Below are 14,562 nucleotides of genomic sequence, written 5' to 3'. Positions count from 1 at the left end.
TTTAAGGCAGTAGGTGAAAGTATAAACAAAACTCGTGAAGCTGAATAATACAGTAATTCGCTGAATTGAACGTCATTCGCGCTGGATTTTCGGGTGAAATCGCTGAATTCTAGACCAAATACGCTGAATAAATAGCACATAAAAAGTAATTTGTAGAAGATGTATGTAGAAATTTGTCGGAGGGTATTCGATATTTTAAAATTATTTTTAAAATAGAGAGAAAAACGAGAAATAGACCATTTATTTACCGGAAAATTAAATAATTTCCATAATATACTTTAGTTTATAAAATCAAAATTTAAAATTAGCAATTCGCTCCAAGTATTTTCCTATGGTATAAATAGAGCATAAGGATTTCTTAGCAGATAGGAAAGCATAAAATTTTCCTATTGCTCACTGGCTAAAAGTGCGACGTCCTGTCGCAAAATTAATTTTTTTGGGGGTGCAAGGGATTACTTTTGATGAGTTGGTAAAAAAAGTTAAGCAACAAGAAGATACAGTCGTACAGTTAGTTAGAATTGTTGCAGCTACAAATCATCGCATTGCAGAACTGCAAGTAAAACATGAAAATTTAGAGAAGACGTCCCTTTCCAAATGAAAATATGCCCTCCAAACTCCCTCGCAGTATGACTCCAAATTAAAAAAGAGTTAGCATTCTCCATGCAACTCTTTTTTAATTTGCCCAAAGTATTCGTGTGAATGGTTCTCTAGTTGTCATCCTTATTTAAATAGTGGTATCATATAATAATATGGACGCGGTATGTATAAGATAACAATTGAGGAGCGTTTTAGATGGTAAAATTATTAAAGAAAATATTCGGCGATGGGAATCAACGACAATTAAATAGAATCCAAAAAACAGTTGATCAAATAGAAGCCTTGGAAGAAAAATTTGAAGCATATTCGGATACAGATTTACAAGGGATGACAGAAGAGTTTAAGGAAAGATATCAAAACGGTGAAAGTTTGGATGATATGCTTGTAGAAGCATATGCAGTTGTAAGAGAAGCGGCAAAACGAGCACTGGATATGCGACCTTTTCCCGTACAGCTGATTGGGGCTACTGTTTTACATGAAGGAAATATTGCTGAGATGAAAACAGGGGAAGGGAAAACTTTATCCTCTACTATGCCGGCCTATTTAAATGCGATCACCGGAAAAGGCGTACACATAATTACAGTAAACGAATATTTAGCTGATCGTGACGCTAATGAGATGGGGAAATTATTTGAATTTCTCGGTCTTACAGTTGGTTTAAATATAAGTGGAATGACAAAAGAAGAGAAAAAGGAAGCGTATGAATGTGACATTACTTATGGAACAAATAATGAATTTGGTTTTGATTATTTACGTGACAACATGGTTCTTTATAAAGAACAAATGGTACAACGTGAATTAAATTATGCAATCATTGACGAGGTCGACTCCATATTAATTGATGAGGCGCGAACACCGCTTATCATATCTGGAAGTGCACAAAAGTCAGTCAATTTATATCAACAGGCAAACTCATTTGTAACAACATTAAATAAAGAAACCGATTATACGTATGATGAAAAAACGAAAGGTGTTCAGTTAACGGAAGAAGGAATCAATAAGGCAGAAAAATACTTTAACATTGAAAACTTGTTTGATTTAAATAATGTTTCCTTAACTCACCATATTAATCAAGCTTTAAAAGCTCATGTGTCGATGCATCGAGATACGGATTATGTTATTGAAGATGGAGAAGTCGTTATTGTTGACCAGTTTACAGGTCGCCTTATGAAAGGACGTCGTTACAGTGATGGACTACATCAGGCAATTGAAGCAAAAGAAAGACTTCAAATCCAAAATGAAAGTATGACATTAGCTTCGATTACATTCCAGAACTATTTTAGAATGTACAATAAATTAGCGGGAATGACTGGTACAGCTAAAACGGAAGAAGAAGAGTTCAGAAATATTTATAATATGGACGTCATAGCGATCCCGACGAATAAAGAAATCATTCGAGATGATCGTGCTGATATGATTTATAAAACAATGGACGGAAAATTCCGTGCAGTTGTAGAGGAAATTAAGAAACGGCATGAAACGGGGCAACCAGTTTTAGTTGGTACTGTGGCAGTTGAAACTTCTGAACTTATTTCCGATTTGTTAAAGAAAGCAAAAGTGAAACATGATGTGTTAAACGCGAAAAACCATTATCGTGAAGCAGAAATTATTGAAAATGCCGGTCAAAAAGGTGCAGTAACCATTGCAACGAACATGGCTGGACGTGGAACAGATATTAAACTTGGTGAAGGTGTTAGAGAGTTAGGCGGGCTTGCAGTAATCGGTACAGAACGACATGAATCACGTCGAATTGATAACCAGCTTCGTGGACGTGCCGGACGTCAAGGGGATCCAGGAATGTCCCAATTTTATCTATCAATGGAAGATGAATTAATGCGTCGTTTTGGTTCAGACAACCTTAAAAATATGATGGAAAGACTCGGGATGGATGACAGTCAACCAATTGAAAGTAAGATGGTTTCACGAGCGGTTGAATCTGCACAAAAACGAGTAGAAGGAAACAACTTTGATGCACGTAAAACAGTGCTTTCATATGATGATGTGTTACGAGAACAGCGTGAAATTATTTATAAACAACGCCTTGAAGTAATTGATTCAGATGATAACGTAAGAGAAATTATTGAACAAATGATTGAATCAACAGTCGACCGCGTTATTTCTACCCATACTCAAGACGAAGATGAAGATAAATGGGATTATCAAGCAATTGTTGAGTATGCGCATGGAAATTTATTAGAAACAGAAGATATATCGGTTGATGACATTAAAGGTAAAGACCCTTCTGAAATAAAAGAATTGATGATGGAGCTTATTCGCAAACGTTATGATGAAAAAGAAGCAGAATTAACTCCTGAACAGATGCGTGAATTTGAAAAAGTTATCCTGTTACGTACGGTTGATACGAAATGGATGGATCATATTGACCAAATGGATCAATTACGTCAAGGAATTCATTTACGAGCATATGCACAGAATGATCCGCTCAGAGAGTATCAATTAGAAGGATATAATATGTTTGAAGCTATGATTGAAAGTATTGAGGAAGAAACAGCCAAGTATATAATGAAAGCACAAATCCGCAACAATCTTCAGCGTGAAGCAGTAGTCCAAAATACACAAGCTGTTTCTGGTGGAGGAGAAGAAGAAGGAAAGAAAGCACGAAAACCATATATTAGAAAAGAAACTGTTGGTCGAAATGAACCTTGTCCATGTGGAAGTGGTAAAAAATATAAACATTGTCACGGAAGTTAAAGGTCAAACAAATGTGTAGTTGTCTAAAAAATCGTTGAATAAGGCAACACCTTAAAAAAGGGAGCCATTCAACGATTTTCCTATATAATTTATGAAAATAGAGGTGGAAAGATAATGGATCTTACAGAAGCCAAACAAGAGTTAGATAAAATGCAACAACGAATTATCGAATTTAGGGGGTCTCTTTGACCTTGATCATAAAAAAGAGCAGATAAAACTGTTCGAAAAGAAAATGACTGAACCAAACTTTTGGGATGATCATGACGCAGCGCAAAAGGTAATTGATGAGTCAAATTGGTTAAAAAGTAAGGTAGATCAATTTGAAGCTTTGGCTGAAAGTTTTGCTGATGCAGAAGTGATGTACGAATTAGTGAAAGAAGAAAATGATCAAGAACTCTTACAAGAATTATTAGATGCTGTTTTAGCATTGAAAGATAAGGTAAAAGATTTTGAATTAGAGATGCTTTTAAGTGAACCATATGATAAAAATAATGCAATTTTAGAGCTGCATCCCGGGGCAGGTGGTACAGAATCTCAAGATTGGGCTAGTATTTTACTTAGAATGTATCAGCGCTGGGCCGAAAGTAGAAACTTTAAAGTGGAAACATTAAACTATCTAGCAGGCGATGAGGCGGGCATAAAAAGTGTTACATTACTTATCAAGGGTCATAATGCGTATGGATATTTAAAAGCCGAAAAAGGTGTACATCGTTTAGTTAGAATTTCACCATTCGACTCTTCGGGTAGAAGGCACACTTCTTTCGTTTCATGTGATGTGTCACCTGAACTTGATGATGATGTAGAAATTGAAATAAACAGTGATGATTTGAAAATTGATACGTATCGATCCAGTGGTGCCGGTGGTCAGCATGTAAATACATCCGATTCTGCGGTTAGAATTACACATATTCCAACAAATACTATTGTAACGTGTCAATCAGAAAGATCACAAATTAAGAACCGTGAACACGCAATGAAAATGTTAAAATCTAAATTATATCAACTTGAAATAGAAAAGAAGGAACAAGAATTAGCGGAGATTCGAGGAGAACAAAAAGAGATTGGTTGGGGAAGCCAAATTAGGTCGTATATATTCCATCCATATTCTATGGTTAAAGACCATCGGACAAATTTAGACGTTGGGAATGTACAAAGTGTTGTAGATGGAAATATCGATGAATTTATTGATGCCTATTTACGTTCTCAGATTAAATAATTTTCGGTTTGTTACTGAATTAAGGCAAATTAATGACTAATCCACGAAAAATGTTTTAATTAGGCGGAAATCGGTTATAATATTAAATGATTAATATTATGTGAGGGGGATTTTCATGAAAAAATGGTTAATGGCGGTTCTTTTCGGTACACTGCTTGTCCTTGGTGCATGTGGTGGCGGCGCGAAAGACAATGCAAATGAACCTGCCGAAACGAACGATGAAGGAACAGAAGAGCCTGCTGATGAAGGTGGCACAGTAGATACAGCCGCAGCTGAAGATGCGTTTCAGCAAAGTTGTGCAAGCTGTCACGGTCAGGATCTTTCCGGCGGAGCAGGTCCAGATTTAACAGATGTTGGCTCAAGATTATCAGCCGAGGATATTAAAGATATTATTGAAAATGGTCAAGGATCTATGCCAGGAGGATTATTATCTGGTGACGATGCAACAGCAGTAGCTGAGTGGTTAGCTGACCATAAGTAATATTTTCTTTCATCGAATTTCAAAAAGCTTGTGAAGCTCAATTTGAGTGAACAAGCTTTTTTTATTTGCGTATATTTTTATTTTAACTGTACAGTTAACCAGTAATAAAAAATCCACTGCCACTATACTTAGCGCTCATCCTAAGGTGACTGACCTTGCTGGGCTTATGTTACTCCTTTTTTGCCTAGGCCTATCCTCACACGCCTAAAAGGACGTCTTAGTTTCGACATAGGTCACAAATCTTCACGATCGAACGAAACCGTAGCGATAGTCTCAGGAGATGACCGCTTTTAGCCGACCAGTAGTCCTCATGTAATTTCTTTACTAGGGTGGTTATTTTTAAAAAGCACTTTACGGTTCGTTTAATTTTTTATATACCCCGTAATATTACTGGTAAAAAAGACCAAGTTTTATACAACGTAAAAAATGATACTTATTTAAATACAATCCTTAAGCCTATTCCAATGCAGTTTTTGAGGAATGTTATAAAACTATTATATTTGAAATATAATTGTAATAATTTTTTAGACAAAAATGCTGTAGTTTTATGGTATGCTATATATATATGTTAGTGATTTTGTAGAAATTTGCAGGATAATACATACTCTATAGCTAATAAATTTTAACGAAGGTGAATTTTTATATGATTATTATGAAAGATGTATATAAGACTTATTCCAATGGAGTAACAGCTCTTAATGGTATTAACATCAATATAGAAAAAGGCGAATTCGTATATATCGTTGGTCCTAGTGGGGCTGGTAAATCGACATTTATCAGGCTCATTTATCGTGAAGAGGTACCTACAAAAGGTGAAATGATTATTAAAGGGATCAGGACGAATCAAATGAAAAATAAAGAAATTCCTTTTTTACGAAGAGAGATTGGTGTTGTCTTCCAAGACTTTAAGTTACTTCCAAGATTAACAGTTTACGAGAATGTTGCATTTGCACTTGAAGTAATTGAAGAATCTCCGAGTTTAATTCGAGATCGGGTAATGGAAGTATTGGATTTAGTTGGATTAAAGAATAAGGCACGCTCATTTCCAGACGAGTTGTCTGGTGGAGAGCAGCAACGGGTTTCTATCGCTAGAGCAATTGCGAATCACCCAAAAATAGTTATTGCAGATGAACCAACCGGTAACTTAGATCCGGAAACATCTTGGAGTATTATGCGTATTTTTGAAGAGATAAATTCACGTGGTACGACACTTATTATGGCTACACATAGTAAAGAAATAGTGAACACGATTAAAAAGCGTGTTATTGCAATCGAGAACGGAATTATTGTAAGAGACGAAGATCAAGGGGATTATGGTTATGAGATTTAGTACGTTGAGACGACATTTTCGTGAAGGTGCAAAAAATATCTTTCGTAATGGTTGGATGTCTGTCGCTTCGATCGGAGCCGTTACTGTTACGTTGATACTTGTAGGTACGTTTGTTGCGCTAATGTTAAATATTAATGAGATGGCGAATAAGGTTGAAGAAGATGTTGAAATAAAAGTATTGATTGAATTAACAGCAGAAGAAGATGAAATAAAAGATTTAAATACTGAAATAGAAAAAATTTCCGGGATAGATACGATCCGCTTTTCTTCTAAAGATGATGAACTGCAGGGACTTGTTGAAGGTATGGGAGAAGAAGGGCAAGCTTGGGAAATGTTTGAACAAGATAACCCACTAAACCATGCGTATGTAGTAAAAGCAAAAAATCCACAAGATACAGCTGATATCGCATCCAAAATTGAAAAACTTGATCCAGTTTATAAAGTTATTTATGGACAAGATGTTGTTCCTCGATTATTTAAATTCAATAATTATGCTAGAGTGATTGGGCTAGCTTTGATTGCAGGTCTTGTGTTAACGGCTGTGTTCTTAATCTCAAATACAATTAAACTAACAATCATGGCAAGAAGTAGAGAAATCGGAATTATGAAGTTAGTAGGAGCAACGAATGGATTTATAAGATGGCCGTTTTTTGTTGAGGGGCTACTTTTGGGAATTCTAGGTTCGATTCTTCCAATTATAGTAATTGCAACAGCTTATTATCTAGTTTTAGAAAATATTAGCGGACAAACATCATTCCATTTTGTTCAACTACTTCCATTTAATCCGTTTATTTGGCAACTATCAGGGATTATATTCTTAGTTGGTGCTCTTATTGGAATGTGGGGAAGTGGAATGAGTGTGCGGAAGTTTTTAAAAGTTTAATGCTAGAAACTACTAGTTTTATGAACGGTAGTAACATTTTAAGTAAGCAAGAGGGGATAATACGACTATGAAAAGGTTTAGATCTATTAGTTTAATAATTACTTGTGTAATTGCTATGTCAATTGTCGATCATTCTATTATTTCAGCGGAATCTGTTCAAAAAGTTGATAAAGAAATTAAAGAATTAGAAAAAGAGCAAAGTAAACTGAACGAAAAACAAAACAACATTAAAAGTAATAAAAAAGATGTTGAAAATAAAATGGACAAAAATTTAAGCAGCCAAAAATCTGTTGAAGAAAAAGTGAAACAGCTTTCGAATGATTTGGATGCAACAGAAGCAGATATCCAAACCAAGTCTGCCGAGATAGAAGCTACAAACAAAGAGATTAAAGAATTAGAAGCAGAAATAAAACAACTAAAAGCAGAAATTAAAGAGTTAGAAGAAAAAATTCAAAAACGAGAAGAGTTATTAAAAGATCGATTACGTTCCATCCAGGAAACTGGCGGGAATGTAAAATACATAACAGTAATTTTAGGATCACAGAGTTTTAATGAATTAATCTCTAGATCATCTGCGGTAAACTCCATAATGGATCAAGATAAAAGTATTATGGAAGAGCAAGAGGCAGATCAACTAGCATTGGAACAAAAACAAAAAGAAGTTGAACAGAAAAAAGCTGATGTTGAAGAAAAAAAGGCACAGCAAGAAAAACAAAAAGCAAACTTAGAATCATTAAAAAATAAACTTAATAAACAAAAGTCAGAAAAAGAGAAGCTTCAAGCCCAACTTGAAACAGAATATGAAGAATTAGAAGATTATAATTTAAGTTTAGAAGAAGAGCAACAGCTTATAAATAGTCAAGCGGCTGTTGTGGAAGAAGCAAAAAAATTAGCAGAGTCCGAAAAAGCAAAATTGGAACAAGAAGAACGTGAACGTGCTGCAGCTGCGGCTGCGGAAAAAGCAGCTACGTCTGAAGGTTCAAATTCATCTGGAGGCTCAAAGTCATCTGGTGACTCTCCATCAACTAAGTCATCTACTGTAAGTAAGAGCGGATATATTTGGCCCGCATCTGGAAGATTATCTTCTGGATTTGGACCTAGAGTGCATCCAATTACTGGACAAGTAGGTAAAATGCATAACGGTATTGATATTGCAGCACCAACTGGAACAGCAGTATATTCAGCATCTGCAGGTGTTGTAGCTTATGCAGGTTGGATGAATGGGTATGGTAACACAATTATGATTTCCCATGGATCTACAACAACGTTATATGCACATTTAAGCAGTATTTCAGTTTCTGCTGGGCAATCTGTAAGTCAGGGACAACATATCGGTGCTATAGGAAGTACTGGAAATTCAACAGGTCCACATTTACATTTTGAAGTACATCCGGGCGGATATAAAAATCCAGCAAATCCAATGGGCTACTTACCATAAAAAATTAGGTTCACAAATATAACTAAAGAAATAGAGACAAAGGATTTTAATTCATAGACAAATCCGAACTATAATTCAAATTTCTATAATTGAAGTTTGTAATAGTTCGGATTTTCCTTTTTCCGCCAGTGTATATTTTATAGCTAATTGCCAAAACCATTCAGTATGTGCTAGGGTTGTTTTCCACTCCGAACCGTTGCTTTCCGAAAGCAAGGTTCATCAAGCGTCTGCGGAAGAAGCGCAGTGTAATTCTATAGCGGTAGGTTGATTACGATCCAAATTTACTTTAAAGTATACGTATATTAAAATTTTACCGTTGAAATATTCTGGGCACCCTAAACAATGATATCTAAAGTAAAAGATTAGACAAAGAATTGTAGGAACAAACTTGACCTTTATGGTAAACTATAGAAAGTAACGATTTTCACAATATTTGAGGTGGAAGAATGACTTTTAAAAAGCGTGAGTTAATTATCTTTATTTTACTTACTTTTGTAGTTGGATTTTTAGGTGCATTTGCGGGCCTGAAATTATTGCAACCGAAAGTAAGTCAACAAGTTGAAATTCCCTTTGTAAAAGAAGGTAATAGTAGCGAGTTAGATGAAGATATGCAAACTATAAAACAGGCGTATGAATTGATTGAACAACATTATGTCGAGGGTGTTGAAGAAAATCAATTACTAGAAGGCGCTATTCAAGGCATGTTGGAAACATTAGATGATCCATATAGTTCTTTTATGAATGCTGAAGCGATGGAAAGATTTAATGAACAAATTCAATCGTCTTTCCAAGGGATCGGCGCTGAAGTAAGCATGGTCGAAGGAAAAGTAACCATTGTCGCACCGATCAAGGATTCTCCTGCTGACAAAGCGGGATTACGGCCAAATGATCAAATTCTAAAAGTAGATGATGAGGAACTAGAAGGACTTAATTTGAATGAGGCGGTAGAAAAAATAAGAGGAGAAAAAGGTTCGGAAGTAGTCTTATTAGTACAGAGAAAAGGTTCTTCTAAACCTTTTGAAGTGGAAATTGTTCGTGAAGATATACCAATTGAAACTGTTCATAAAGAATTAGAAACAGTTGACGGCAAGAAAACAGGGATTATTGAAATAAGTTCATTTTCTGAAACGACTGCAAATGAATTTGAAGAAATTTTAACATCTTTAGAAGAAGAAGGAATTGAAGGACTTGTTATAGATGTTCGTGGCAATCCAGGAGGGTTACTCGATTCAATAGAAGAGATTTTACATTCCTTTGTTCCAGATGACATTCCTTATTTACAAATTGAGGATGGGGAAGGGAAAAAAGACAAGTTTTATACGAATTTAAAAGAGAAAAAACCTTATCCAATTAGTGTAGTTATCGATGAGGGCAGTGCTTCTGCTTCTGAGATTTTGGCAGTTGCAATGAAAGAAATTGGTTATGATATAGTTGGTACGACAAGTTTCGGTAAAGGGACTGTTCAGCAAGCAGTGCCAATCGGTGACACACAAGAAGAAAGTACGATTAAATTAACGTTTTATAAATGGTTATCTCCAAAAGGAAATTGGATAAATGAAGTTGGGGTAGAACCAACCATAGAACAAAAACAGCCGGAGTTCTTTTATGCAAACCCAATCCAAGTTGAAGAACCATTAAAAATTGATAATACAGATGAACAAATTAAAAATGCACAAATTATGTTATCAGGTATTGGATATGATACAAAACGGGATGACGGATATTTCGATAAGCAAACAAAACAAGCGGTAACGGAATTTCAAAAAGATCATGATATTCCAGTAACTGGAGAAATTAACGAAGAAACGGCATATGCGATTGAGACAAAAGTTATCGAGATAATTCGAAGTAAGGAACAAGATTTACAACTACAAAAAGCGTTGGAAGAACTGTATAAATAATGAACAAATATAGAAAAATTAAAGAGTATATGCAACTTTGCGATCTAAGGCTGTGAGAGGTAATGTTCCATTATAGTGTAAAAGCAGGTGAATGATAATGTTAGAAACATGGCTACTTGAATTGATTAAAGGTATTGGAAAACTTTTTATAAATCCTTTATTTTACTGGGGAATACTCCTGTTTGTTATAACTGGATACAAACGTATTCGAAAAGAAAGAGCACATTTTGGCATGAAGGTAAACGATATATTTACAGAGGGAAGTCAGACCTTTATGGTCTCGCTTTTGTTCAGCATTATCATTTCTTTTTTGGCCATTAGTTTTGGGATTATCTTTTCCTTCGAAATAATGGCTGTACTAGTTATCGTAATGTTTCTACTAAGTATAACTGGTTCAACAGCGATGTTATCAGCCAGTTATACCATTGGAATTTCGTTTATTTTACTTTTGATTCTGCCGTTTATTGATTTAGGTTCGTTAAATGCCTATGTAAATTTTAATAATATAACGGTTATCCATTTTATCTGTATTGCTATTTTAACTGGACTGTTTTTACTTGTTGAATCGATATTAATCGGATTAAATAAAAACAAACAATCTTTTCCTGCTTTAACATTAAGTGAACGAGGAATTTGGATCGGTGAACATCACCTGAAAAAGCTCGCATTTATTCCGTTTTTTGCCTTAATACCAACGGAAAGTATTACTGGAATTTCTCCTTTTTGGCCTTATTTTGAGTATGGAAGCCAATCTTTTAGTTTAATTTTGTTTCCATTTTTTATTGGCTATCATTATAAAGTGAGAAGTGAACTCCCAGAGTTAGCTGCAGGAAAACTGGCTCAATCAACTTTGTATTTAAGTTTAGTAGTTTTAGCAATTGCAATTGGTAGTTTGTTTTATCCATTTTTATCTTTTGTCGCAATATTTATTGCTCTGTTAGGGAAGGAATGGATGACATATCGCCATCGGATGAAGGATCGGAAAAGTTCCGCTTATTTCACTCCATTAAATCAAGGAGTCAAAGTGCTAACGGTAATGCCAAACAGTCCTGCAGATCGTTTAGGGATTTTAGTCGGGGAAACTATATTAAAAGTAAATGGACAACTCGTCACTAATTCGTCACAATTCTATGAAGCATTACAAAATAGTGGAGCGTTTTTTAAACTTGATATATTAGATTACCAAGGAGAAGTACGGTTTGTAAATAGTGCGTTCTACGAGGAAGATCACCATGAATTAGGTGTTATCTTTGCAGAGGATCCAAATTATTTTCCATTAGAAGCTTCCACAGCTAAATAATAAAATAAAACTTATAAAAGAAATTACAAGATGTGGAAATAGTCATAACTTGTAATTTTTTTATTATGTGCTGTAGTTTACAAAAAAGGAGTAATAAGGAGAAGTGCAATCGTGATTCAAATGGTTTGGTATACTAGTTTATTTATTATATATCCGTTTTGGGATTTGTACTTCTCTTCCTGTCAAAAAGACTTTGAGCCCTGCACTACTAAAAGGATATGATGTTTTTCACTTAATCTATAAACTGTTGAATAAAGTTTAAATAGCAACAGTCTTACCGCTACGGAAATACACTGCGCTTTCCGCAGGCGGCTGATGAGCCCCCTTGTGCTACGCACTGCGTGGTCTCACCTAGGCCTGTCCTCGAGGCTGCTGAAAAAGTCCCCAAAAGATAAGGAAATATTTTGGAGATGGTTTATAATAGACATAATTACATTAAAAGTGGGGATTTCCAATGTTAGAACGACAAACATCATTACCATTAAGTGCACACTACGAACTTTATGATTTAATAATTCCAAAAGATAACTTTCTTCGACAAATGAAAGAGTTGGTGGATTTTGGCTTTATTGAAGAAGAATTAAAGGACAAGTACTGTTTAGACAATGGAAGAAATGCCGAGTCACCAGTTCGAATGTTTAAGTATCTTCTTTTAAAACAAATCTACGATTTGTCAGACAGAGACTTAGTAGAACGTGCTAGGTATGATATGTCTTTTAAATATTTTCTAGATCTCACTCCAGAAGCCTCTGTCATACATCCAAGTTCCCTAACTAAGTTCCGTAGACTTCGTTTAAAGGACAGGGACTTAATGGATCTATTGGTGGAAAAGACAGTCGTGCTAGCCTTGGAACATGGAGTTTTGGAAAGTAAAACCATTATTGTGGATGCCACACATACAACATCCCGTTTTCAATCGAAAACAGCTAAAGAATACGTACAAGAGAAATCCAAATTATTACGTAAAACAGTGTATAAACAACAAGAATCGATTAAAGAAAAGTTTCCTGCAAAGCCAACTACGAATTCTCTAGAAGATGAACTTGCATATACTAATGCCGTCATCGATATTATCGAAAAAGAAGAACAATTAGCACAGGTTCCTGCAGTTAAAGAAAAAATTAATATGGTAAAGGAAATCATTGAAGATATCGAAGTAGAGACAACTTATGCTGAGGATCCTGATGCTCGCACAGGATACAAATCAACGGACCATTCATTTTTAGGTTATAAAACACATATTGCGATGTCGGATGAACGTATTATTACAGCTGCAGTGGTTACTTCGGGTGAAAAAAGTGATACAAAATATCTAGAGAAATTGGTGGAAACTAGCGAAAAAAATGGCATGACAGTGAATACGGTAATCGGTGATACTGCTTATTCAAGTAAAGATAATATAATATATATAAATGGAAGAAATAAACAATTAGTATCCCGCTTACACCCTGTTATTACAAATGGAAAGCGTAGTGGTAAGGAATTTGAGTTTAATAAAGACGCTGATATGTTTGTGTGCCCGGCTGGACATCTAGCAACGAAAAAATCAATCAAAAAGAGAAAAGATACATCAAAAAATCCACAGTTAAAATATTTTTTTGATGTAGAAAAATGTAAAGTCTGTCCGTTGCGTGATGGCTGTTATAAAGGTACAAAAACAAAAACCTATTCGATAACCCTTAAATCTTCTGAACACCTTGCCCAAGAAGCATTTCAAGAAACGGAAGAATTTAAACGATTAGCAAAAGAGCGTTATAAAATCGAAGCTAAAAATAGCGAATTAAAACATAGACACGGGTATGAAAAAGCCAATTCCTTGGGTCTATTTGGCATGAAAATACAAGGGGCTGCTACCATATTTGTCACTAATATGAAAAGAATTATCAAGCTAATAAATGAAAAATAGGTGGAAACACCCCTGTAAAAAAGAAAAAAAGAAGTATATTTTGATTAAATAACAAAAATTTACCTCTTTTTTTCTTATGATTTTTATTTAATTAGATTTAGCTAAGTTTATCAGCAGTCTCGAGGAAAGGCCTCGGTGAGACTACGCTGGAGCGAAGCGACGAGTAGGCTCATCAGCCGCCCACGGAAAGCGCAGTGTATTTCCGTAGCGGTATTTTATATCACAACTTTGTTTAGATATTTACAGAGCAAATTAACCTAAGTTACTGCACAGTTTACGGAAATAAGCAATGAAATTTACAAAAGTATTTAAAAGAAAAATCCGAACTAATGCAAATAATCATAGTTCGGATTTATATGACTAAAACACATTTGTCCTATCCTCGCTGCTTATTCGGTTAGATAGTAGTATAAACATTTAATTAAACACTGCTTAGGCATTCGCCATTAAGGGCTTGCACTCCAGAGCATAAGTGCAACATCATCCATTACGGCTCCCGGGAAGGCCGACTAAGAACAGGCTTTGCGCCTAACGTCGGTATATCCCTACTAATGAGGGTGTGTATTCTTTAGCGAATGCCAAGTTTTCATTATAATTCTACTTCTAAATTTGGAGGTGACCATAAGGATGAATAATAAACTTTTGCAAGTACATCATTTAACAAAACATTTCGAGATCGGAAAAGGCCAGGTAGTTCAAGCAGTAAATGGTGTGAGCTTTCATGTGAATAAAGGAGAAACTTTTGGACTTGTTGGTGAATCTGGTTGTGGTAAGTCTACTATTGGTCGAACAATCATC

The 14,562-nt window shown here is 35.1% G+C and carries 11 protein-coding genes; all 11 read left to right on the top strand.

Annotated elements, in window-relative coordinates:
• Positions 1–466: 466 nt before the first annotated feature.
• Positions 467–598, top strand: coding sequence for a hypothetical protein (locus tag ACPYKA_RS11850; RefSeq protein WP_479542485.1), 132 nt, complete (start codon positions 467–469; stop codon positions 596–598).
• Between the two features lie 194 nt (positions 599–792).
• Positions 793–3,309 (top strand): preprotein translocase subunit SecA, encoded by a 2,517-nt coding sequence (secA, locus tag ACPYKA_RS11845; protein WP_479542484.1) that lies wholly within the window; start codon positions 793–795, stop codon positions 3,307–3,309.
• Positions 3,310–3,423: 114 nt separating this feature from the next.
• A protein-coding gene (prfB, locus tag ACPYKA_RS11840; protein ID WP_479542483.1) for a peptide chain release factor 2 occupies positions 3,424–4,525 on the top strand; the annotation gives its coding sequence in 2 pieces (ribosomal slippage) (positions 3,424–3,495 and positions 3,497–4,525; 1,101 coding nt in all).
• A gap of 115 nt (positions 4,526–4,640) precedes the next feature.
• Positions 4,641–5,006 carry a cytochrome c551 gene (gene cccB / locus ACPYKA_RS11835; protein WP_479542482.1) on the top strand — a complete coding sequence of 122 codons (366 nt, stop codon included), beginning with the start codon at positions 4,641–4,643 and terminating at the stop codon, positions 5,004–5,006.
• A gap of 643 nt (positions 5,007–5,649) precedes the next feature.
• On the top strand, positions 5,650–6,336 hold the full coding sequence (ftsE, locus tag ACPYKA_RS11830; RefSeq protein ID WP_479542481.1) for a cell division ATP-binding protein FtsE: 687 nt from the start codon (positions 5,650–5,652) through the stop codon (positions 6,334–6,336).
• The gene (ftsX, locus tag ACPYKA_RS11825; RefSeq protein WP_479542480.1) at positions 6,326–7,219 is read left to right on the top strand and encodes a permease-like cell division protein FtsX; all 894 of its coding nucleotides are present in this window, start codon (positions 6,326–6,328) and stop codon (positions 7,217–7,219) included. The genes ftsE and ftsX overlap by 11 nt, the downstream gene beginning before the upstream one ends.
• 67 nt (positions 7,220–7,286) lie before the next feature.
• The gene (locus tag ACPYKA_RS11820; RefSeq protein ID WP_479542479.1) at positions 7,287–8,657 is read left to right on the top strand and encodes a murein hydrolase activator EnvC family protein; all 1,371 of its coding nucleotides are present in this window, start codon (positions 7,287–7,289) and stop codon (positions 8,655–8,657) included.
• A gap of 446 nt (positions 8,658–9,103) precedes the next feature.
• Complete coding sequence (locus tag ACPYKA_RS11815) at positions 9,104–10,558, top strand: S41 family peptidase (RefSeq protein ID WP_479542478.1); 1,455 nt, start codon at positions 9,104–9,106, stop codon at positions 10,556–10,558.
• Positions 10,559–10,655: 97 nt separating this feature from the next.
• Positions 10,656–11,858, top strand: coding sequence for a PDZ domain-containing protein (locus ACPYKA_RS11810; protein WP_479542477.1), 1,203 nt, complete (start codon positions 10,656–10,658; stop codon positions 11,856–11,858).
• 454 nt (positions 11,859–12,312) lie between these two features.
• A complete protein-coding gene (locus ACPYKA_RS11805) occupies positions 12,313–13,764 on the top strand; it encodes an IS1182 family transposase (protein ID WP_479542476.1) in 1,452 nt (483 codons plus the stop codon).
• Positions 13,765–14,391: 627 nt separating this feature from the next.
• Positions 14,392–14,562 (top strand): ATP-binding cassette domain-containing protein (locus tag ACPYKA_RS11800; protein ID WP_479542486.1); only part of this gene is annotated, 171 nt, incomplete at its 3' end.

The sequence above is a fragment of the Pseudogracilibacillus amylolyticus (SeqCode) genome (assembly GCF_051918545.1).
In the GTDB taxonomy this organism is placed as follows: Bacteria; Bacillota; Bacilli; order Bacillales; family Amphibacillaceae; genus Pseudogracilibacillus.
The sequence above is the reverse complement of the archived record's forward strand: the minus strand, read 5'-3'. Positions and strand labels throughout refer to the sequence as shown.